The organism is Chelativorans alearensis (assembly GCF_010993735.1).
Taxonomy (GTDB): domain Bacteria; phylum Pseudomonadota; class Alphaproteobacteria; order Rhizobiales; family Rhizobiaceae; genus Chelativorans; species Chelativorans alearense.
The window spans coordinates 1-20,386 of record NZ_WQNI01000026.1; the positions used below are offsets into that span (position 1 = coordinate 1).

Sequence of the window (20,386 nt, forward strand, 5' to 3'; positions counted from 1 at the left end):
CGGCGGCCGCGAGCGCGTCGGGCCAGCGGCCCCGCGACAGGCGCCGAAGGGTGGCAATGCGGTCGGCGCGGCGCGCCCAGTTGCCCTTCCTTGGGTCTGGCATACGCGCGGCCAGCGTTTCGGCATCGACCGGGCTTGCCGCCGGCGCGCCGGCCGCCCCCTTCCCGCGGCGGAAGCGGCGCAGGTAGAGCGGCCCGCCGGCCTTCGGCCCGGTGCCCGAGAGGCCCTCGCCGCCGAAGGGCTGTGAGCCGACGACGGCGCCGATCTGGTTGCGGTTGACGTAGATATTGCCGACGTGGATGCTGTCCACCACCTCCTGCACCCGCGCGTCGATGCGCGTGTGCAATCCGAAGGTCAGCCCGTAACCCCTTGCATTGACGTTCGAAATCACCTTCGCCAGATCCTCGGCCTCGAAGGTCGCCACGTGCAGGACCGGGCCGAACACCTCGCGCTCCATCTCCTCGATGCCGGAGACCTTGAAGGCGCTGGGGGCAACGAAGCGCCCGCCCGCCGGCGGTTCGATACGGGCGATCAGGCGGCCTTCCTTCTCCATCTTCTCGCAGTAGCCGGCGATGCCGGAAAGCGCCTCGTCGTCGATGACGGGCCCGACATCGGTCGAAACCTGCCACGGATTGCCGACCGACAGCGCCTCCATGGCGCCCTTGAGCATGCCGACGATGCGCTTTTCCACGTCCTTCTGCACGTAGAGGACACGCAGCGCGGAACAGCGCTGGCCGGCGCTCTGGAAGGCGGAAGCGACGATGTCGCGCACCGCCTGCTCGGGCAATGCCGTCGAATCGACAATCATCGCGTTGAGCCCGCCGGTCTCGGCGATCAGCATGGCATCGGGCGATGCCGTCTCGGCAAGCTGCCGCTCGATCAGGCGGGCGACCTCCACCGAACCCGTGAAACAGACGCCGGCAATGCGCGGGTCGGCCGTCAGCGGCGCGCCGACGGACGGCCCATCGCCCGGCAGAAGCTGCAGCACATCCTGAGGGATGCCCGCCTCGTGCATCAGCGCCGCCGCGCGCGCGGCGATCAGGCAGGTCTGCTCGGCCGGTTTGGCGACGATCGCGTTGCCGGTGACGAGCGCGGCGGCGATCTGCCCGGTGAAGATGGCAAGCGGGAAGTTCCACGGCGAGATGCAGACGATGACGCCGCGCGCCTCCGTCCCCTCCTCCGCCTGCGATGCGCCGTTGGCGTAGTAGCGCAGGAAGTCGACGGCCTCGCGCACCTCGGCGATGCCGTCGGCCAGCGACTTGCCGGCCTCGCGCGCGGCGAGCGCGAAGAACTCTCCGGCGTGGGCCTCGTAGAGATCGGCGATGCGGCGCAGGATCGCCGCCCGTTCCTTGACGGGCGTGGCGGCCCAAGCGGGTTGCGCGGCAAGGGCGATCTTCACCGCCTCCCGCGCCTCTTCGGCCGAGGCATCGACGACCGTGCCGACCGTCTCGTCCATACGCGCCGGGTTGAGGACGGTACGGGCCTCGCCCCCGTCGTGCGCACGCGTCATCGGCCGCGCCTCCCAGCGGTGGGGGCTGAGGAAGGGACGCCGCGCCTCCTCGATATCGGCGAGCGTTTCCGGGTCCGTCAGGTCCCAGCCCTTCGAATTCCGCCGCTGCGGGCCGAAGATCGCGAGCGGCGCGGGAATGGCGGGGTTGGCGGCCCTGCCGTTGGCCGCGACGGCCGTGAAGGGGTCGCGGGCGATCTCGTCGGCGCTTACCTCCTCGTCGACGATCTGGTGCACGAAGGAGGAGTTGGCGCCGTTTTCCAGAAGCCGCCGCACCAGATAGGCCAGGAGGTCCTCATGCGCGCCCACCGGCGCGTAGACGCGGCAGCGTGTGCCCTCGCGCCGCCGCACGATCTCGTGCAGCGCTTCGCCCATGCCGTGCAGCCGCTGGAACTCGAAGGCCTGCTTGTCTTCGGCCATGGCAAGGACGGCGGCCACCGTGTGGGCATTGTGCGTGGCGAATTGCGGATAGACGCGGTCGGTCATGGAAAGGAGCTTGCGGGCGCAGGCGATGTAGGAGACGTCCGTGTTCACCTTGCGTGTGAAGACGGGATAGCCTTCGAGCCCCATCACCTGGGCGCGCTTGATCTCCGTATCCCAGTAGGCGCCCTTGACCAGCCGCACCATGATCTTGCGGTCGAGCTTCCGGGCCAGCGCGTAGAGCCAGTCAAGCACGAAGGGCGCGCGCTGGCTGTAGGCCTGAACGACGACGCCGAAGCCGTCCCATCCTTCAAGGGAGGGATCGGCAAGGACGCGCTCGATCACGTCGAGCGACAGGTCGAGCCGATCCGCCTCCTCGGCGTCGACGTTGAGCCCCATGCCCGCCGCGCGCGCCGCCTGGGCGAGAAGCAGGAGCCGCTCCGCCATCACCGGCAGCACCTTTTTGCCTTGCGTTGCCTCATAGCGCGGGTGAAGCGCCGAGAGCTTTACCGAGATGCCCGGATTGGCGCGGATATCACCGCTTTTCGCTTCGCCCCGAAGGGCCGCGATCGCCTGCCGGTAGGCCTCGAAATAGCGCAGGGCATCGGCCTGCGTCCGCGCCGCCTCGCCCAGCATGTCGTAGGAATAGGTGTAGCCCTTGTCCGTGTTGGCGCGGCCGCGCTTGACGGCCTCACGAATAGTGCGGCCGAGCACGAACTGCTCGCCCATCTCGCGCATGGCCGCCGCCACCGCGGTGCGGATGACCGGCTCGCCGAGCCTTCTCACCATGGCGCGCAGCGTCGCCTCCACGCCATCGCCCCTCTCGTCCAGCACGCGGCCGGTGAGCACCAGCGCCCAGGTGGAGGCGTTGACGAAGATGGAGGCGGAGGAGCCGGAGTGCGCCGACCAGTCGTGCGGGGCGATCTTGTCGCGGATGAGATCGTCCACCGTCTCCGCGTCGGGCACGCGCAGAAGCGCCTCGGCCAGGCACATCAGCGCCACGCCCTCGGCCGTGGAGAGCCCGTATTCGGACAGGAAGGCTTCCATCAGATGCAGGTCGGAACGCGCCCTGACCGCCCGCACAAGCTCCGCCGCCTGCGCGGAGATCGCCTCGCGCCGCGCCTCGGACAGCGCCGCCGTCCCGACGAGCCCCGCAAGCGTGCGGTCCTCGTCGGCGAGATACTGCGCGCGGATCGCCCCGCGCAGAACGTCGAGATCTGATGCGAGCATCGTTTATTCCCCTGTGCTTCTTCGGCCCCTGTGCTTCTTCGGCCAGCGGTTTTTCGGACTCATAACATATGGTGTTTCCCCGCCATGGTCTGAAATAAGGATATTGCCAGGCGAAAATGACTATTATAAGCCGAGTTCATCTTATGATCGAACTGGAAAAACAGATGTCTTCAGACCGTTTGGACCGCATCGACCGCAACATCCTCGGCGCCCTGTCGCAGGACGGCCGGCTTTCGATGGCTGAACTGGCAAGGCGTGTCGGCCTTTCCAAGACGCCGGTGCTCGCGCGCCTCAAGCGGCTGGAGAAGGACGGTGTCATCCGCGGCTACGCGGCCATCGTCGACCGCGAGCGCATGGGCGAAGGCCATGTCGCCTTCGTCCAGGTCACGCTTTCCGACACGCGCTCGACGGCGCTCGCTGACTTCAACCGCGCCGTTCTGGCCGTGCCCGAGATCGACCAGTGCCACATGATCGCGGCGAGTTTCGACTATCTTCTGAAGGTGCGCACGAAGGATATCCAGGCCTACCGCCGCGTGCTGGGCGAGAAGATTTCCAGCCTGCCCCACGTCTCGCATACCTCGACATTCGTGGCGATGGAGACGGTCAGGGAGTAGCTATCGCCGGTAGATTTCGCGCCGGTTACCGACCCGCACGATCAGAATCCGCACCGCGTCGTCTTCGATATGGGCAATCACGCGATAATCGCCGACGCGATATTTCCAGAATGAACCCAAATCCGGCCCTTTGAGCGCTGCGCCGATCGCACGGGGATCATCCAATTTCGCAACGCGCTCATGAAGGAAGCGCAGAATCCGCCGCGCCGCCTCGTGCCCCAGCTTGCCAAGCTCGCGCTCGGCGGCCTTGTGAAACTCAATCCTCCACGCCATAGCGCGCCATCAGGGCGGAAAGCGGCACGGTTTCGCCATCCTCCCTGCGCAATTCCTCCAGGCGCTGAGCAGCCAGATGGAGATCCTCGAGGTCGTCCAGATATTCAAGGATGGCTTCACGCGCGTAAAAGCTCTTGCTGCGCCCTGTACGCTTGGCTAGCGCGTCAAGCCGCGCCTCGATTTCCGGAGGAAGCCTCAAAGCCAGCATGGTCGTACTCCCGGTTGCTATACAAATATAGCATGCCCTCGCCATAGCACCAACTTGCATGCGTGGCGACGACACCACGCCCATTTGCCCCACCCATGGAACGTGCTATGCGCGACGCGGTTTTCGAACGAGGGAAAGCGTATGGAAAAGGGCGGTATCGCGTCGGTGGGTGAGTGCATGCTGGAGCTTTCCGGCGGCAGCGGCGGCAATTGGCGCATGGGGCATGCCGGCGACACCTTCAACACGCTGTGGGCCATGCGCGCACTGACGCCGGAAACGATCGCGGCCGACTATGTCAGCGCCTTCGGCGACGACCCCTTCTCCGCCGACCAGAGGAATTTCTTTGCCGATCATGGCATCGGCACCGCGGCGAGCCCGGTCATTCCGGGAAAGCGTCCCGGCCTTTATGCCATCACGCTCGACGGCGCCGAGCGCTCCTTCACCTACTGGCGCGCCGATTCGGCGGCGAGGTGCCTGGCGGACGATCCGCTTGCATTAGAAAAGAGCCTGGAAAAACGGGCGCTTGTCTATTTTTCCGGAATCACTTTGGCAATTCTCGAGGAGCCGGCGCGAAAGACGCTGATCGCGGCACTGGAAACGGCGCGTAAGGACGGCAGCCGCATCGCCTTCGACCCCAACTACCGGCCGCGCCTGTGGGCCTCGCCCGAGGCAGCGCGAGCGGCGATCGATGCCGCGCTTGCCGTCTGCGACATCGCGCTGCCCACCTTTCCCGACGAGGCGGAACTATACGGCGACAAGGACCCGCAGGCGACAGCGCGGCGGTTGGCGGAGGCCGGCGTGGGCGAGGCCGCGATCAAGAACGGGGCGGAGCCGACATTGCTCTCGGCCGGCGGCGGCGCGGTCTTAATCCCCGCCGTCGCGGTGGCCGATCCGGTCGACACCACCGGCGCCGGCGATTCCTTCAACGGCGCCTATCTTGCCGCAAGGGTTGCGGGCCTCGCGCCGGAGACGGCCGCCCGCCGCGCCCACAAGGTGGCGGCGGCGGTGATCCAGGTGCACGGGGCCCTGGCGCCGTTTTCCGTGCTGCGCGAAGCGTTCGCCGAGGCGTGAGGGCTACAGCCCCAGCCCTCCGATGCAGACATATTTGGTGTCGAGATAGTCCTCGATGCCCTGGTGGCCGCCCTCCTTGCCGAGGCCGGACTCCTTCAGGCCGCCGAACGGCGCCTCGACCGTGGTGATGATGCCCTCATTGACGCCGATGAGGCCGTATCTCAGTCCCTCCATCACGCGGAAGGCGCGGCCGAGATCGGCCGTGTAGAAATAGCAGGCAAGGCCGAACGCGGTATCGTTGGCGAGCCTGACGGCCTCTTCCTCGTCATTGAAGCGGAAGATGGGCGAGACGGGGCCGAAGATCTCCTCCTGCATGAAGCGCATTTCGGGCGATGCCTCGGCGATCACCGTCGGCTCGAAGAAGGTGCCGCCGAGCGCATGCCGCTTGCCGCCGGCCACCACCTTGCCGCCCTTCTCGGCGGCGTCGGCGACCAGTTCCTCGACCTTCTCGACCGCCTTCTCGTCGATCAGCGGCCCCTGCTGCGTGCCCTCTTCGAGGCCGGAGCCCACCTTGAGCCTTTCGGTCGCCTCGACCAGCTTTTCCACGAAACGGTCGTAGACGCCCTCCTGCACGAAGAAGCGATTAGTGCACACGCAGGTCTGGCCGGAGTTGCGGTATTTCGCCGCCACCGCGCCTTCGACCGCACGCTCCACGTCAGCATCGTCGAAGACGAGGAAAGGCGCGTTGCCGCCAAGTTCCATCGATACCTTCTTGACGGTACCGGCGGACTTCCGGATGAGGGTCTTGCCGACCTCGGTGGAGCCGGTGAAGGTGATCTTGCGCACCAGCGGGTTTTCCGTCAGTTCGTCGCCGATCTCGGAGGCAGAGCCGGTGACGATGTTGACGACACCCGCCGGAAAGCCCGCCTCCTCGGCGAGCACGCCCCAGGCGAGCCCGGAATAGGGCGTCTGCGAGGCCGGCTTGGCGACCGCCGTGCAGCCGGCGGCGAGCGCCGGGCCAAGCTTGCGCGCCAGCATGGAGGAAGGAAAATTCCACGGCGTTATGGCGCCGATCACGCCGACCGGCTCTTTTGTGACGAGGATGCGCCGGTCCGCCCAGGGCGAAGGCACGACGTCGCCGTAGGTCCGCCGGCCCTCCTCGGCGTACCACAGCACATAGGCAGCCGACATGCCGACCTCGCCGCGCGCCTCGGCCAGCGGCTTGCCCTGCTCCATGACCAGAAGCTCGGCCAGCGCCTCCTGGTTGTCCATGATGGCATCGTGCAGTTTGCGCAGGAGCTTGGCGCGGTCGTTGGCCGAGGTCTTCTTCCAGGAGTGGAAGGCTTCCTCGGCGGCCTCGATAGCGCGCCGGGTCTCAGTGCGGCCGCATTTCGGCACCGTGCCGATCGTCTGCCGCGTGGCGGGATTGACCACATCGATCATGGCACCCGAATCCGCTCCGACCCATGAGCCTCCGATGAAATTCGCCTCGCGCATGAAATGGCTTGTCTTCTTGAGCATTCTTCCTCCTTCGCGCCGGCGGGCGCGGTTGGCTTTTCGGGGTCGTCCAGAAAACTGGTGCAATTCCCGGGCTGCGGCAAGGACCTGTCCGCGCTGGCCGGCTGGGCCACGCTCGAAAGCGCAAAAGCGCCGTCAGCCGAACATCCACTCCGCCACCGATAGCCAGAAAACCATGGTGAGAACAGCCGAGGCGGTGCCGATGCTCATGGCGTTCGCCGACAGCGCCTGGCCCGTGCCGAAGCGCATGGCGATAAGATAGGGATTGACGCCGGACGGCAGCGAGGCGGCGGCCACCACCACCTTCGCACTCATCGGCGGCAGGCCCGTCAGCTTGGCCATGGCGAGCGCCAGGCCCGGCATCACGAAAAGCTTCAGCGCCGCCACGGCGAGCGCCGGACGCACATTGCCGGTGATGCCGTAGCGCCTGAGCCCCAGCCCCATGGCGAACAGCGCCACCGGACCTGCGACATCGGCCAGCGCATCTACCAGCCGTGTCATCAGCGACGGCATTTCCATTCCCGAAATGCGCCACAGAAGCCCAGCGGCGATGCCGACGATGAGGGGGCTCGACACCATGCTGCGCGCAAAGTCGCGCACCGCGCCGGCGATCCCTCGCGGCGCCCCCGCCCCGCCCAGCCAGCCGAACAGGATGATGGTGGTGCCGATCATGACCGGCAGATGGATGGAGACGATGAGCGACAGGACCTCGAAACCTTCCTGCCCGTAGACGCCGAGCATGAAGGGAATGCCGAGGAGCACCAGGTTGGAAAAGCTCGCCGCCAACCCGCCGACGACGGCGGCGCGGTTGTCGCGGCCAAAGACGTGAATCACCGCAAGCAACCCGATGAGCCAGGTTATGGCGACGGCGGTGAAATAGGACACCCAGAGGCTCACCGGCAGGCTGCCGCCGAAATCTGCGCCGGCCATGGTCCTGAAAAGCAGGAGCGGCACGGCCACCGAGACGGCGAAATCCGATAGGGCCTCGCCGGTCTCCTGCTTGAGCAGCCCGAACAAGCCGCTGGCATAACCGAGCGCGACAAGTGAGAAGACGAAAGCGATTGTTTCGACGAGGGGGGACATCGGCACCGGCTTTATGGGACCGGGTAAGGAACGGCAAGCAGGCGCGCCAGGAATACACAGTTGAAAAACCCGTGATTGCTTACCGGCGCGCCATCCTCCTATATGGTAAGACAACTTCGGAGGAATGCATGTTTCGTGCCGCCATCGCTTTTCTGATGCTTCTGGCGGTGGCAACCGCGCAGGCGACGGAAGCGGCTTGGGCGCTGTTGCGGAACGGCGGCCAGGTGGTGCTCGTCAACCATGCCCATGCGCCCGGCAGCGGCGACCCTGCGAATTTCGACCTGGAGAACTGCGCCACCCAACGCAATCTCTCCGAGCAGGGACGCCAGCAGGCGCGCGGGATGGGCGCGCTCTTCTACGCCCGCGCCGCCCCCATCGGAATGGTGCTGACCAGCCGCTACTGCCGTGCCCGCGATACCGCCGACATCGCCTTCCGCGACAGCCCGATCGAAACGTTCGACGCGCTGGACGAACTGGCGCGCGACCCGGAAGTGGCAGACGAGCAGATACGGGCCACCTTGCAGCGCATACTCGACTACAGCGGCTCGGAAAATCTCGTCATGGTGACGCACGAAGCCAACATCGAGGCGATCGCCAATGTCCGGCCGCGGCAGGGCGAGGCGGTCGTTCTGTCACGCTCGGACGATGGGGTCCGTGTCGCAGCCCGTCTTACCTTCGACTAACATCCGCCCGGATTGAGCGCGACTGCCCTTTTCCTGCCGTTAAAAACCGATTAGACAGCCGGCGCACACTTAGAGAACCGAATCCCCCACACCGAGGGAACCCGCAGTGACGACGACATTTGACAAGGTTGCCGACATCATCGCCGAAACGAGCGAGATCGACCGCGACAAGATTACCCTTGAAAGCCATACCATCGACGATCTCGGCATCGACAGCCTGGACTTCCTGGACATCGTCTTCGCGATCGACAAGGAGTTCGGCATCAAGGTGCCGCTGGAACAATGGACGCAGGAGGTCAATGACGGAAGGGTTGCGACCGAGGAATATTTCGTCATGAAGAACCTGTGCTCCAAGATCGACGGCCTGGTGGCCGCCAAGGCCGCCTGAGCACGCACCGACACCAAAACCGCAGCGAGGCGACATGAACCCGAAGGACGTGGTCATCACCGGGATCGGCGTCGTCTCGTCGCTGGGCCTGGGTGTCGACGCGCACTGGCAGGCGCTGACGGGCGCCGCGCCGAAGCCCGTTCTCGATGGAGAGCGCTTCGCTCCCTATACGGTCCACCCGCTGCCCGAGATCGACTGGAGCACGCAGATCCCCAAGCGCGGCGACCAGCGCCAGATGGAGACCTGGCAGCGCCTCGGCACCTATACGGCGGGGCTCGCACTGGACGACGCCGGCATGAAGGACGACGAGGCGCTGTGCGCCTCCATGGACATGGTTGTGGCCGCCGGCGGCGGCGAGCGCGACGTGAACGTCGACCAGGACATCCTCGACACATCGCTCACCCGCAACGATCATGACGTGCTTTTGAACGAGAAGCTGACGACGGAGCTGAGGCCCACCCTGTTCCTGGCCCAGCTTTCCAATCTTCTGGCCGGCAACATCTCCATCGTCCACAAGGTCACCGGTTCCTCACGCACATTCATGGGCGAAGAGGGCGCCGGCGTCTCGGCGATCGAGACGGCAGCCGCGCGCATCCGCTCGGGCCAGTCGAGCCACCTTCTGGTGGGCGCTGCGTTCCAGACAGAGCATCCCGACATGCTTCTCGCCTACGAGCTTGGCCGCCACCTGCAGCGCGGCGGCTGGTCTCCGCTCTGGCAGCGAAGCCCGGAGGAAGGCGGTGGCGTCATCACCGGCTCGGGCGCGGCCTTCCTGGTGCTGGAATCGCGCGAACACGCGCAGAAGCGCGGCCGCACCGCATACGCCGCCGTCGGCCCCGTCGCCTCCGGCCGGGCGCGGCGCGGCGGCGATGGCCTGCAGGACGCGCTGGAGGAGATGGTGGGCAGACTGCTCGGCGGCGATGCGCCTATGCTGGCGATCTCCGGCGCCTCCGGCGCGCACGCGGTGACGAAGGCCGAAAAAGCCGCGCTCGATGCCCGTGGACATGTCACGGCGCGCGGCTTCTCCTCGCTCACCGGGCACATGAAGGAGGCGCAGTTCCCCTTCGCCGTGGCGCTTGCCGCGCTCGCCGTTCATCACGGAAAGGCCTATCCTGCGTTCGCGGAGAGCGAACGTCCCTTCGAAGCCGCCCCCTCGGCCGCGTTGGCAACGGCGGTCGGCTACAACTGCTTCGAGGGCATGGGGCTCGTGGTCAAGGCCTGAGGAAGATAGGGGCCTGAGGAAGATAGTGGCCTGAGGAAGATAGGGGCCTGAGAGATAAGGGGCTGAGGAAGGAAGCATGAAGACAACCGACAGCTTCGGAAGGCCGCTCGTCGCCGTCACCGGCATGGGCGTGGTCACCTCGCTCGGCCGGGGAAAGGACGAAAACTGGACGGCGCTGACAAGCGGGCGTTCGGGTATCCACCCCATCACCCGCTTTCCCACCAGCCACCTGGCCACGACCATCGCCGGCACCGTCGACTTCCTGCCCGAAAGCCGGCGTGGGGCAAGCCCCCTCACTTACGCGCTTGCGGACCTGGCGGCAGAAGAGGCGGTGGGCGAAGCCGGCCTTCCTGCCGCCGATTTCGGCGGACCGCTCTTCCTCGCCGCACCGCCGGTCGAGATTGACTGGCATCACCGGCTGCGCCTTTACGCGCAGTCGCAACGCGCGGGCGACTGGCGCAGCCTGATCGAGGCGGCGCGCGAGGCCAATGAGGCGGAGCTTTTCGACGAGAGCCAGTTCGCCACCATCGCCGACCGGATAGCGGAGAAATACGGAACGCGCGGCCTGCCGATCACGCTTTCGACGGCCTGCGCCTCCGGCGCCACGGCCATCCAGCTCGGTATCGAGGCGATCCGCCGTGGCGAGTGCGACCGGGCGCTGGCCATCGGCTCCGATGGGTCGGCGACGGCCGAGGCGCTCATCCGCTTCTCGCTGCTTTCGGCGCTGACGACCCAGAACGAGGTGCCGGAGAAGGCGTCGAAGCCCTTTTCCAAGGACCGCAGCGGCTTCGTGCTTGCCGAGGGCTCGGGCGCGATGGTGCTCGAATCGCTGGAAGGTGCCATCGCCCGCGGCGCGGAGATCCTCGGCATCATGCGCGGCTGCGGCGAGAAGGCGGACGACTTCCACCGCACGCGCTCCAAGCCGGACGGATCGCCCGCCATCGCCGCCGTGCGCGCCGCCCTTTCCGACGCCGGCATGTCGGAGGACGAGATCGAGTACATCAACGCCCACGGCACCTCGACGCCGGAGAACGACAAGATGGAGCACCTGTCGCTGTCGACCGTCTTCGGGGTGCGCATGCCGACCGTACCGATCTCCTCCAACAAGTCGATGATCGGCCACACGCTCTCGGCGGCAGGCGCGGTGGAGGCCGTTTTCTCGATCATGACCATGCGCGAGGGCGTCATTCCGCCCACCATCAACTACGAGAACCCGGACCCGGCAATCGAGCTGGACGTCGTGCCGAACGTGAAGCGCGATGCCGATGTGGCAACAGTATTGTCCAACTCCTTCGGCTTCGGCGGCCAGAATACGTGTCTGGTGATGGCGCGGGAGGCGGGGTGAAGGGGGGAATAGTGAATAGTGAATAGTGAATAGTGAATAGTGAATAAAGGGCACTGCACGGACATATTCGTCAAGACGAAACACCAGGAACTTACCATTAACTACTCACTACTCACTACCCCACCAATAGCCGAGACACCGACCCATGCGCGCACTGCAACTCATTGCCGATCGCCAGCTCGAAATTGCCGACGTCCCGCCGCCTCCTCCGCCCGGCCAGGGCGAGGTGACGGTGCGGGTTGGCGCCGTTGCGCTCAACCATATCGACGTGTGGGGCTGGCGCGGAATGGCATTTGCCAAGCGCAAGCTGCCGCTGGTGGTGGGGGCGGAGGCTTCCGGTACCGTTGACGCCGTTGGCGCCGGCGTCGGCAATCTCCTGCCCGGCCAGCTCGTCTCCATCTACGGCGCGCGCACCTGTGGCCTGTGCCGCCCGTGCCGCGAGGGGCGCGACAATCTGTGCGAGAACGTCGGCGGCGTGCACGGCTTCCATCTCGACGGCTTTGCCCAGGAGAAGATCAACCTGCCGGCCCGCCTGCTCGTCCCCGCCCCGCCGGGCGTCGACGAGATCGGCGCCGCCGTCGCCCCCGTCACCTTCGGCACGGTCGAGCACATGCTCTTCGACAACGCCAAATTGGAGCCGGGCGAGACCATCCTGGTGCACGCCGGCGGCTCCGGCATCGGCTCGGCGGCCATCCAGCTCGCCAAGCGCATGGGCTGCACCGTCATCACCACCGTCGGCTCGGATGAGAAGATCGAGAAGGCGAAGGCGCTGGGCGCCGACCACGTCATCAATTACCGCGAGGACCGCTTCGAGGGCGCAGTGCGCAAGATCACCAGAAAGCGCGGCGTGGATGTGGTGTTCGAACATGTCGGCGCTGACACCTGGGCGGGCTCCATGCTGTCGCTAAGGCGCGGCGGCCGCATCGTCACCTGTGGCTCCACCTCGGGCGTTTCGACGAATATGAACCTGATGCAGCTCTTCCAGCAGCAGTTGAAGATCTTCGGCTCCTTCGGCTGCCGCATGGAGAACATGGCCGATGCCATGCAGAAGATGGCCGCCGGCCTCGTCGCGCCGGTCGTCGACACGGTGGTGGGCTTCGAGGACATCGAAACCGCGCTGAAGCGCATGGAAGGCCGCGACGTCTTCGGCAAGATCGTCCTGCGCGTTCAGTAGCGCCGCCGCATGAATCGCCTCCTCGTCAAATTCGGCCGCCACCTTCAGACCGCTGAGCACTGGCTGACGGCGCAGATATCGCTCGCCGTCCTCTCCATCCTGCGCCACCTGCCGCCCGACAAGGCGCTGAATTTCGCCGAGCGCGTTGCCCGCAGGGTCGGCCCCCTGGTCGGCCGTCATCGCCTGGCGCTCGACAATTTGCGCAGGGCCTATCCGCAAAAGCCGCAAGCCGAGATCGAGGCCATCGCCTCCGACATGTGGGCCAACATGGCCCGCCTCGCCGTCGAATACGTGTTTCTCGACAAGCTGTTCGACTTCGACCCGGAAAGCGAGAGGCCCGGCCGCGTCGAGGTTACGGGCATAGAGATATTCAAGCGCGTGCGCGAGGAGAAGCGGCCGCACATCTTCTTCACCGGCCACCTCGGCAATTTCGAGTTCCTGCCGATCGCAGCGGCGACCTTCGGCCTTAAGGTCACCTCTCTCTTCCGCCCGCCGAACAACCCTTATATCGCCGACTATATCCACGGCACCCGCACCACCTCCATGGGCGGCCTCCTGCCCTCGCGGGCGGGCGCGGCGCTGCAGCTTGCCCGCGTGCTCGAGAACGACGGCAATATCGGCGTGCTGGTCGACCAGAAATTCAGGCGCGGCGTGCGCACCCGCTTCTTCGGCCGCGAATGCGAGACGAGCCCGCTCGTGCCCAAGCTGGCGCGCCAGTACGACTGCGACGTCTACCCCGCCCATTGCATCCGCCTGCCCGGCGGCCGCTTCCGCCTCGAGGTGGGCGAGAAGCTCGAACTGCCGCGCGATGAAAGCGGCACCATCGACGTCGAGCGCATGGCGCAGCAGTTGAACGACGTCGTGGAGGAATGGGTGCGCGCCGACCCCGGCCAGTGGATGTGGTTCCACCGCCGCTGGGAGGTCAGCCGCAAGCGGCGCTGAGGCCATCTCTCAGGCCGTTCCGCAGAAGCCGGCTGCGATATTTGCAAGGCTCATGCGTGGCTCAGTGGAAGCGGCCGCGGGCGGAGTCGGGGGAAGACCTGCCTGCCATCTTGCCAAGCTGGCCGATTCCCGTCTCTATGCCGCAATGAATGAAAGATTGTTCCGCGCTGTCGACGAGCGTGTCGAAGAACTCGTCGCGCTTACCGTCGACCTGATCCGCTTTCCCACCGTCAACCCGCCGGGCGAGGCCTACACGCCTTGCGCGGAGTATATCGGCCGGCGGCTTTCCGCGCGCGGCTTCGAGGTCCGGCTCATCCGCGGCGAAGGCGCGCCTGGCGACAGCGACCGCTACCCGCGCACCAACGTGGTGGCGCACCGCGAGGGGCGGAGCCCCGGCCCCACCGTCCACTTCAACTCGCACATAGACGTTGTCGAGGCCGGCGAGGGCTGGACGGTCGATCCCTTCGCCGGCGTGGTGCGCGAGGGCAAGGTGTTCGGCCGCGGCGCTTGCGACATGAAGGGAGGGCTCGCCGCCTCCATCATCGCGGTGGAGGCCTTTCTCGCCGTGAACCCGGATTTTCCCGGCGCCATCGAGATCTCCGGCACGGCGGACGAGGAATCGGGCGGCTACGGCGGCGTGGCGCATCTGGCCAAGCAAGGTTTCTTCTCAAAACCCCGCGTCGACCACGTCATCATTCCCGAACCGCTCAACAAGGACCGCATCTGCCTCGGCCATCGCGGGGTGTGGTGGGCGGAGATCGAGACGGCCGGCTCCATCGCCCATGGCTCCATGCCTTTCCTCGGCGATTCGGCGATCCGCCACATGGGGGCGGTGCTCAGCGCGTTCGAGGAGGAGTTGTTTCCGGCCCTCGAGGCCAAGGAGACGCACATGCCGGTGGTGCCGGAGGGGGCGCGCCGCTCGACGATGAACATCAACTCCATCCATGGCGGGCAGACGGAGGATTTCTTCCCAGGCCTGCCGTCGCCCAACGTCGCCGATTCCTGCCGCCTCGTCATCGACCGCCGCTTCCTCATCGAGGAGGACATCGGCCAAGTGAAGGGCGAGGTGGTGGCGATACTGGAGCGGCTGAAGCGCGAGCGGCCGCGCTTTGACTACAAGATCCGCGACCTGATGGAGGTGCTGCCCCTGATGACGGAGCGCGACGCGCCGGTGCCCAACGCGCTCGCAGGGGCCATCCGCGAAGTCTTCGGCAAGGAGCCGGAATACGTGATCTCGCCCGGCACCTACGACCAGAAACACGTCGCCCGCTTCGGCCACCTGCACGACTGCGTGGCCTACGGCCCCGGCATCCTCGACCTGGCGCATCGCCCGGACGAATGGGTGGGCATCGATGATATGGTCGAATCGGCCAAGGTGATGGCCGCAGGCCTCGATGCACTGCTGCGCGGCGTTGCGTAAGGGCGATTTACTCACCACCGGATTCGCGCTTCAATCGCGCCAAGAAATGGGAGATACGGCATGAAGACTTTTGCAACGATGCTCGGCGCGGCGGCGGTTTTCCTTGTGTCCGGGTCAGCCGCCTTGAGCGCGCGCACGGACCTCGTTGTCGGCGTCGTGCTTGAACCGCCGCATCTCGACCCCACCGCGGGCGCGGCCGCGGCCATCGACGAGATCGTCTATGCCAACGTCTTCGAGGGCCTCACCCGCATCGGTCCCAGCGGCGAGGTCGAGCCGGCACTTGCCGAAAGCTGGAAGGTCTCCGAGGACGGGCTGACCTACACCTTCAAGCTTCGCGAGGGGGTGACCTTCCACGACGGCACCACCTTCGAGGCCGAGGACGTGAAATTCTCCCTCGACCGCGCGCGGGCCGAGGATTCGACGAACGCGCAAAAGGTGCTCTTCTCGGCCATCGAGAGCGTCGAGGCTGTCGATCCTACGACCGTCAGGATCACGCTCGGGCACCCGCAGGGCGCCCTTCCCTATAACCTTGGCTGGGGCGACGCCGTGATCGTGGCGCCCGAATCGGCCGACGCCAACAAGGAAAAGCCCGTCGGCACCGGCCCCTTCAAGTTCGACAACTGGGCCAAGGGCTCGTCCGTCACCATCTCGAAATACGCCGACTACTGGGGCGAGCCGGTGGCGCTGGAAAAGGCCGAGTTCCGCTTCATTCCCGATGCCGCGGCCGCCGTGCCCGCGCTCCTGTCCGGCGACGTGCACACCTTCCCCAACCTGCAGGCGGGCGATGCCCTGCCGCAGATCGAGGCCGATCCGCGCTTCGAGGTGGTGATCGGCGCCACCGAGGGCGAGACGATCCTGGCCACCAACAACGGCAAGGCGCCGTTCGACAATCTCATGGTGCGCCAGGCCATCGCCCACGCGCTTGACCGCGACGAGATCATCCTCGGTGCATCGGCCGGCAACGGCGTGCCCATCGGCTCCCACTTCTCGCCCGCCAACGCGGCCTATATCGACCTGACCGACACCTATCCCCACAACGTGGAGAAGGCGAAGGCGCTGCTGGCCGAGGCCGGCTATCCGGACGGCTTCTCCGCCACCTTGAAGCTGCCGCCACCGCCTTATGCACGAGAAGGCGGCGAGATCGTCGCCTCGCAGCTACGCGAGATCGGCATAGAGCTTGAGATCATCCCCGTGGAATGGGCGCAGTGGCTGGAGCAGGTCTTCACCAACAAGGACTACGACCTGACCATCGTCTCCCATACCGAGCCCAACGACATCAACATCTACGCCCGCGAGGGATACTACTTCAACTACGACAACCCCGCCTTCGATGCGGTGATGGAAGAACTCGGCGCGACGTCCGACCCGGCCAAGCGCAAGGAGCTCTTCGGAACGGCCCAGCGCATCCTTGCCGAGGATGCGGTGAACGGCTTCCTCTTCCAGTTGCCGAAGACGGGGGTGTGGGATGCCAAGCTGGAAGGCATGTGGGAGAACACGCCCGTGCAGGCGAACGACCTGACGAAGGTGCGGTGGGTGGAGTGATTTTCGAGGAGTTTTGCGGAAATTCATGTGAAGCTTCGTCTACATGCAATTTCACGGGCATCCCAGGCTGATGAGAAGGCATAGGTGGCCTGTTCGGTTGAACTCTTCCTCAGCCTGTAGCGCCATTGGTGATGGCGCGGGTTCCCCCACTCCGTCTCGGCCTGCGGCCGATCCACCTCTCCCCCACTTGACCTGGGGGAGAGGAAGGGCGCCCTTCATCCCGGCCGGCGCTTCCTCTCCCCCGTTTTCGGGGGAGAGGTGGATCGCGCGGAACGCGCGAGACGGAGTGGGGGATTGTGCACCCCTATCCCATAGGTGCCCTTCGATCGGCTTTCCCATTCTTCAGGAAGGCCACCCATGACCGCCTACCTCGCCAAGCGCCTCGCCATCGGCCTCGCCACTCTCTTCGTCGCCTCCCTCGTCGTCTTCTTCGTCCTGGAGATCCTCCCCGGCGATCCGGCGCGCATCATGCTCGGCATGAACGCCAGCCCCGAGGCGCTCACAGCGCTGCGCACAGAGATGGGTCTCGACCGCCCGCTGGCCCTGCGCTACCTCGACTGGCTCACCGGCATGGCGACGGGCGATTTCGGCCGCTCCTACACCTATTCCTCGCCGGTTATCGAACTTGTCGCCGAGCGCGTGGCGGTCTCCCTGCCGCTCGCTGTGATGGCGTTGTCGCTGTCGACGGCCATCGCCATCCCCGTCGGCATCTTCGCCGCCGCCCGCCGCGGGCGCCTCTCCGACACGCTCGCCATGGGTGCTGCGCAGGTGGGCGTCGCCATCCCCAATTTCTGGTTTGCGATGCTGCTCGTCTACGTCTTTGCCGTCGGCTTCCGCCTGCTGCCGGCGGGCGGCTTTCCCGGCTGGGGCGAGGGCTGGGGCGGGCTTTGGCAGGGGTTCAAGGCGTTGCTCCTGCCGGCCGTCTCACTCGCCCTGCCGCAGGCGGCCATCCTTGCCCGCGTCACCCGCTCGGCCATGCTGGAAGTGCTGGGCGAAGACTATATCCGCACCGCCCGCGCCAAGGGCCTGCCGCGACGCGCCGTCCTGTGGCGGCACGCGCTGCGCAATGCGCTGATCCCGGTGCTGACCATCCTCGGTCTGCAATTCGCCTTCCTGCTCGCCGGCACCATTATCATCGAGAACGTGTTCTACCTGCCGGGCCTCGGAAGGCTCATCTTCCAGGCCATCAGCCAGCGCGACCTGATCGTCGTGGAAGGCGTGGTGATGCTGCTGGTGGCCAGCATCATCCTCGTCAACCTCCTCGTCGACGTCTGCTACGCCGTCGCCGATCCGCGCCTGAGGACCGGCCGATGAGCCTCGATCCCGTCTTCACCCCGGCGCCAGAGCGCCATGTGCTGATGAAGGCGCTCGCCAACCGCTCCTTCCTCATCGGCCTTGTCATCACCGCGGTGATCGCGCTCATGGCGCTCGTCTCCTTCTTCTGGACGCCTCACGACATCACGCGATTGGAGGTTGCCGCCCGCATGCAGGGCCTGTCCCCGGCCCACCCCTTCGGCACCGACCATATGGGCCGCGACATCCTGTCGATGATCATGATCGGCGCGCGCAACTCCATCGCCGTCGCCGTCGTCGCCGTCGGTATCGGCATGGGGCTTGGCGTACCGCTCGGCACGTGGGCGGCGGCGCGCGGCGGCTGGGCGGACGAGGCGCTGATGCGCGTCAACGACGTGGTCTTCGCCTTTCCCGCCCTTTTAACGGCGGTGATGATCACCGCCATCTTCGGCCCCGGCGCCGTCAACGCCATCATCGCCATCGGCATCTTCAACGTGCCCGTCTTCGCCCGCATCGCCCGCGCCAGCGCGCTTTCGCTGTGGCCGCGCGAGTTCATCCTGGCCGCCCGCGCCTCCGGCAAGGGCAAGGCGCTGATCACCATCGAGCACATCCTGCCCAACATCGTCAGCCTGCTGCTCGTCCAGGGCACGATCCAGTTCGCCCTCGGCATCCTGGCCGAGGCGGGGCTTTCCTATCTCGGCCTTGGCGCACAGCCGCCCATGCCCTCATGGGGGCGCATGCTGTTCGAGGCGCAGACGCGCATGGCCATCGCCCCGCATCTGGCCCTCTTTCCGGGGCTCGCCATCGTCGTCACCGTGCTCGGCCTCAACCTTCTGGGCGACGGCCTGCGCGACGTGCTCGACCCGAGGCTGAGGCGCGAGCGATGAGCCTCTTGGAGATAGAGAACCTGTCGCTGACGATCGGCGAGGCGCCGATCCTCAAGGATATCGACCTTTCCATCGCCGCCGGCGAGGTGATGGGGCTGGTAGGCGAATCGGGCTCCGGAAAGTCGATGACCGCGCTGACGGTGATGAAGCTCCTGCCGCATGCCGCGCGCGCCAGGGGACGTGTCGTCTTCGACGGCATCGACATCCTCGCGGCCCCGGAAGCCGCCATGTGCCGGCTGCGCGGCGACGATATCGGCATGGTCTTCCAGGAGCCCATGACGGCGCTCAACCCCGTGAAGACGATCGGCGAGCAGGTGGCCGAGGGGATCCGCTGGCACACCGGCGCCAACCGCCCGGACGCCGAAGCGCGCGCCCGCGCCATGCTGGAACGCGTCGGGCTGCCGGAAAAGCAGTTTCCCCTGACGCGCTATCCGCACGAACTGTCGGGCGGGCAGCGCCAGCGCGTGGTCATCGCCATCGCCTGCGCGCTGAAGCCCAAGCTCCTGATCGCCGACGAGCCGACGACGGCGCTCGACGTGGTGCTACAGGCGCAGATCCTCGATCTTCTGCGCGACCTGGTCGATGAAAACCGCATGAGCCTGCTTCTCATCTCGCACGATCTGGCGGTGGTGGCTGAGATGGCCGACCGCACCACGATCATGCGCCACGGCCAGGTGATGGAAGCCGGCGAGACGGCGCGCACGCTGACCGAAAAGGTGCATCCCTATACGCGCCGGCTTGCCGAAGCCTCCACCCACGTGCCGGCACGCGCGAGGCCCGCCGACAGCGGCGCGGGGGAGGCGCTTCTGAACGTGGAGGGCGTGACGCGCGACTACCCCATCCGCCGTGCGTCGCTCTTTTCAAGGCAGCAAACCTTCCGCGCCGTCGACGACGTCTCCTTCTCGCTGGCGCGGGGCCAGTCCATGGCGCTGGTCGGCCGCTCGGGCTGCGGCAAGTCCACCCTCGCCCGCATGATCCTGGCGCTCGACCGGCCGACCGGAGGCTCCATACGCTTCGAGGGAGAGGCGCTGGAGGATAAGACAGAGGGTGAGCTGCGCTCGGCCCGCCGACACATGCAGGTGGTCTTCCAGGACCCGTACGGCTCCTTCAACCCGCGTCACAGGGTGGAGCGCCTGGTGGCCGAGCCGCTGCACTTGCTGGACGAGAAGCCGGATCGCGCGCGCCGGCGCGAACTGGTGGCCGAGGCTCTGGATGAGGTCGGGCTTTCGGCTGCCGACATGGAAAAATATCCGCACGAGTTCTCCGGCGGCCAGCGCCAGCGCATCTCCATCGCCCGTGCCGTCATCACCAGGCCGAAGCTGATCGTCGCCGACGAGCCGGTCTCGGCGCTGGACGTGTCGATCCGCGCACAGATCCTCGATCTCTTCGCCGACCTCAACCGGCGGCTCAGGGTGGCCTATCTCTTCATCACCCACGACCTGACGGTCGCCCGCGCCATCACCGACCGGGTGATGGTGATGCATGAGGGAAAGATCGTGGAAGAAGGCGACACCCACGCGGTGTTCGACCGGCCGGAGACGGAAGCGGCCAAGGCGCTCGTCGCCGCCGCGCCCGACCTTGATCGGGCGCTGAGAATGCGGTCGGCGCGGGTTTCCGGCCCCTGAGGGG

Annotated in this window: 18 protein-coding genes; 13 read left to right on the top strand and 5 right to left on the bottom strand. The window is 66.5% G+C overall.

What is annotated here, in order from left to right; genetic code table 11:
• A partial coding sequence (putA, locus tag GPJ75_RS26305; RefSeq protein WP_163273010.1) for a bifunctional proline dehydrogenase/L-glutamate gamma-semialdehyde dehydrogenase PutA occupies positions 1-3,157 on the bottom strand: 3,157 nt, incomplete at its 3' end.
• 164 nt (positions 3,158-3,321) lie between these two features.
• Here putA and GPJ75_RS26310 point away from each other — a divergent pair.
• Positions 3,322-3,771: an Lrp/AsnC family transcriptional regulator gene (locus GPJ75_RS26310; protein ID WP_163273013.1), complete on the top strand. Its 450-nt coding sequence runs from the start codon at positions 3,322-3,324 to the stop codon at positions 3,769-3,771.
• Here GPJ75_RS26310 and GPJ75_RS26315 read toward each other — a convergent pair whose 3' ends face one another.
• Entirely contained in the window at positions 3,772-4,044 is a 273-nt protein-coding gene (locus tag GPJ75_RS26315; RefSeq protein WP_163273014.1) for a type II toxin-antitoxin system RelE family toxin, read from the bottom strand.
• Positions 4,028-4,252, bottom strand: a complete 225-nt coding sequence (relB, locus tag GPJ75_RS26320; protein ID WP_159586004.1) for a type II toxin-antitoxin system RelB family antitoxin — start codon at positions 4,250-4,252, stop codon at positions 4,028-4,030. Before relB ends, GPJ75_RS26315 begins: the two co-directional genes overlap by 17 nt.
• 141 nt (positions 4,253-4,393) lie before the next feature.
• On the opposite strand from relB, the gene GPJ75_RS26325 reads away from it, so the two are divergent.
• On the top strand, positions 4,394-5,323 hold the full coding sequence (locus GPJ75_RS26325; protein WP_163273015.1) for a sugar kinase: 930 nt from the start codon (positions 4,394-4,396) through the stop codon (positions 5,321-5,323).
• A gap of 3 nt (positions 5,324-5,326) precedes the next feature.
• Here GPJ75_RS26325 and GPJ75_RS26330 read toward each other — a convergent pair whose 3' ends face one another.
• On the bottom strand, positions 5,327-6,784 hold the full coding sequence (locus tag GPJ75_RS26330) for an NAD-dependent succinate-semialdehyde dehydrogenase (protein WP_163273016.1): 1,458 nt from the start codon (positions 6,782-6,784) through the stop codon (positions 5,327-5,329).
• A gap of 132 nt (positions 6,785-6,916) precedes the next feature.
• Positions 6,917-7,864 (bottom strand): AEC family transporter, encoded by a 948-nt coding sequence (locus tag GPJ75_RS26335; protein ID WP_163273017.1) that lies wholly within the window; start codon positions 7,862-7,864, stop codon positions 6,917-6,919.
• A gap of 128 nt (positions 7,865-7,992) precedes the next feature.
• Between GPJ75_RS26335 and GPJ75_RS26340 the strand changes: the two genes are divergently transcribed.
• From GPJ75_RS26340 to GPJ75_RS26390, 11 genes are all read left to right on the top strand, one after another.
• On the top strand, positions 7,993-8,547 hold the full coding sequence (locus tag GPJ75_RS26340) for a histidine phosphatase family protein (protein WP_163273018.1): 555 nt from the start codon (positions 7,993-7,995) through the stop codon (positions 8,545-8,547).
• Between the two features lie 106 nt (positions 8,548-8,653).
• Positions 8,654-8,935 carry an acyl carrier protein gene (locus tag GPJ75_RS26345; protein WP_163273020.1) on the top strand — a complete coding sequence of 94 codons (282 nt, stop codon included), beginning with the start codon at positions 8,654-8,656 and terminating at the stop codon, positions 8,933-8,935.
• A gap of 34 nt (positions 8,936-8,969) precedes the next feature.
• Positions 8,970-10,154, top strand: a complete 1,185-nt coding sequence (locus tag GPJ75_RS26350; RefSeq protein WP_163273022.1) for a beta-ketoacyl-ACP synthase — start codon at positions 8,970-8,972, stop codon at positions 10,152-10,154.
• Positions 10,155-10,230: 76 nt separating this feature from the next.
• Positions 10,231-11,499 carry a beta-ketoacyl-ACP synthase gene (locus tag GPJ75_RS26355; protein WP_163273024.1) on the top strand — a complete coding sequence of 423 codons (1,269 nt, stop codon included), beginning with the start codon at positions 10,231-10,233 and terminating at the stop codon, positions 11,497-11,499.
• Positions 11,500-11,644: 145 nt separating this feature from the next.
• A complete protein-coding gene (locus GPJ75_RS26360; protein WP_163273026.1) occupies positions 11,645-12,673 on the top strand; it encodes a zinc-binding dehydrogenase in 1,029 nt (342 codons plus the stop codon).
• A 9-nt stretch (positions 12,674-12,682) separates the two neighbouring features.
• Positions 12,683-13,615 carry a lipid A biosynthesis lauroyl acyltransferase gene (locus GPJ75_RS26365; RefSeq protein WP_163273028.1) on the top strand — a complete coding sequence of 311 codons (933 nt, stop codon included), beginning with the start codon at positions 12,683-12,685 and terminating at the stop codon, positions 13,613-13,615.
• 145 nt (positions 13,616-13,760) lie between these two features.
• Entirely contained in the window at positions 13,761-15,035 is a 1,275-nt protein-coding gene (locus GPJ75_RS26370; protein ID WP_163273053.1) for an acetylornithine deacetylase/succinyl-diaminopimelate desuccinylase family protein, read from the top strand.
• A gap of 60 nt (positions 15,036-15,095) precedes the next feature.
• Entirely contained in the window at positions 15,096-16,577 is a 1,482-nt protein-coding gene (locus GPJ75_RS26375; RefSeq protein ID WP_163273030.1) for an ABC transporter substrate-binding protein, read from the top strand.
• A 357-nt stretch (positions 16,578-16,934) separates the two neighbouring features.
• Entirely contained in the window at positions 16,935-17,891 is a 957-nt protein-coding gene (locus GPJ75_RS26380) for an ABC transporter permease (protein WP_163273032.1), read from the top strand.
• On the top strand, positions 17,888-18,757 hold the full coding sequence (locus GPJ75_RS26385; RefSeq protein ID WP_163273033.1) for an ABC transporter permease: 870 nt from the start codon (positions 17,888-17,890) through the stop codon (positions 18,755-18,757). Before GPJ75_RS26380 ends, GPJ75_RS26385 begins: the two co-directional genes overlap by 4 nt.
• On the top strand, positions 18,754-20,382 hold the full coding sequence (locus GPJ75_RS26390) for an ABC transporter ATP-binding protein (RefSeq protein ID WP_163273034.1): 1,629 nt from the start codon (positions 18,754-18,756) through the stop codon (positions 20,380-20,382). Before GPJ75_RS26385 ends, GPJ75_RS26390 begins: the two co-directional genes overlap by 4 nt.
• The last annotated feature ends 4 nt before the right edge of the window (positions 20,383-20,386 follow it).

Bases quoted from the DNA above. Each gene is read 5' to 3' on its own strand.
- GPJ75_RS26390 (WP_163273034.1), top strand. From the start codon at position 18,754: ATGAGCCTCTTGGAGATAGAGAACCTGTCGCTGACGATCGGCGAGGCG.
- GPJ75_RS26370 (WP_163273053.1), top strand. From the start codon at position 13,761: ATGAATGAAAGATTGTTCCGCGCTGTCGACGAGCGTGTCGAAGAACTC.
- GPJ75_RS26340 (WP_163273018.1), top strand. From the start codon at position 7,993: ATGTTTCGTGCCGCCATCGCTTTTCTGATGCTTCTGGCGGTGGCAACC.
- GPJ75_RS26350 (WP_163273022.1), top strand. From the start codon at position 8,970: ATGAACCCGAAGGACGTGGTCATCACCGGGATCGGCGTCGTCTCGTCG.
- GPJ75_RS26360 (WP_163273026.1), top strand. From the start codon at position 11,645: ATGCGCGCACTGCAACTCATTGCCGATCGCCAGCTCGAAATTGCCGAC.
- relB (WP_159586004.1), bottom strand. From the start codon at position 4,252: ATGCTGGCTTTGAGGCTTCCTCCGGAAATCGAGGCGCGGCTTGACGCG.
- GPJ75_RS26385 (WP_163273033.1), top strand. From the start codon at position 17,888: ATGAGCCTCGATCCCGTCTTCACCCCGGCGCCAGAGCGCCATGTGCTG.
- GPJ75_RS26375 (WP_163273030.1), top strand. From the start codon at position 15,096: ATGAAGACTTTTGCAACGATGCTCGGCGCGGCGGCGGTTTTCCTTGTG.
- GPJ75_RS26330 (WP_163273016.1), bottom strand. From the start codon at position 6,784: ATGCTCAAGAAGACAAGCCATTTCATGCGCGAGGCGAATTTCATCGGA.
- GPJ75_RS26335 (WP_163273017.1), bottom strand. From the start codon at position 7,864: ATGTCCCCCCTCGTCGAAACAATCGCTTTCGTCTTCTCACTTGTCGCG.
- GPJ75_RS26355 (WP_163273024.1), top strand. From the start codon at position 10,231: ATGAAGACAACCGACAGCTTCGGAAGGCCGCTCGTCGCCGTCACCGGC.
- GPJ75_RS26325 (WP_163273015.1), top strand. From the start codon at position 4,394: ATGGAAAAGGGCGGTATCGCGTCGGTGGGTGAGTGCATGCTGGAGCTT.
- GPJ75_RS26380 (WP_163273032.1), top strand. From the start codon at position 16,935: ATGACCGCCTACCTCGCCAAGCGCCTCGCCATCGGCCTCGCCACTCTC.
- GPJ75_RS26310 (WP_163273013.1), top strand. From the start codon at position 3,322: ATGTCTTCAGACCGTTTGGACCGCATCGACCGCAACATCCTCGGCGCC.
- GPJ75_RS26315 (WP_163273014.1), bottom strand. From the start codon at position 4,044: ATGGCGTGGAGGATTGAGTTTCACAAGGCCGCCGAGCGCGAGCTTGGC.
- GPJ75_RS26365 (WP_163273028.1), top strand. From the start codon at position 12,683: ATGAATCGCCTCCTCGTCAAATTCGGCCGCCACCTTCAGACCGCTGAG.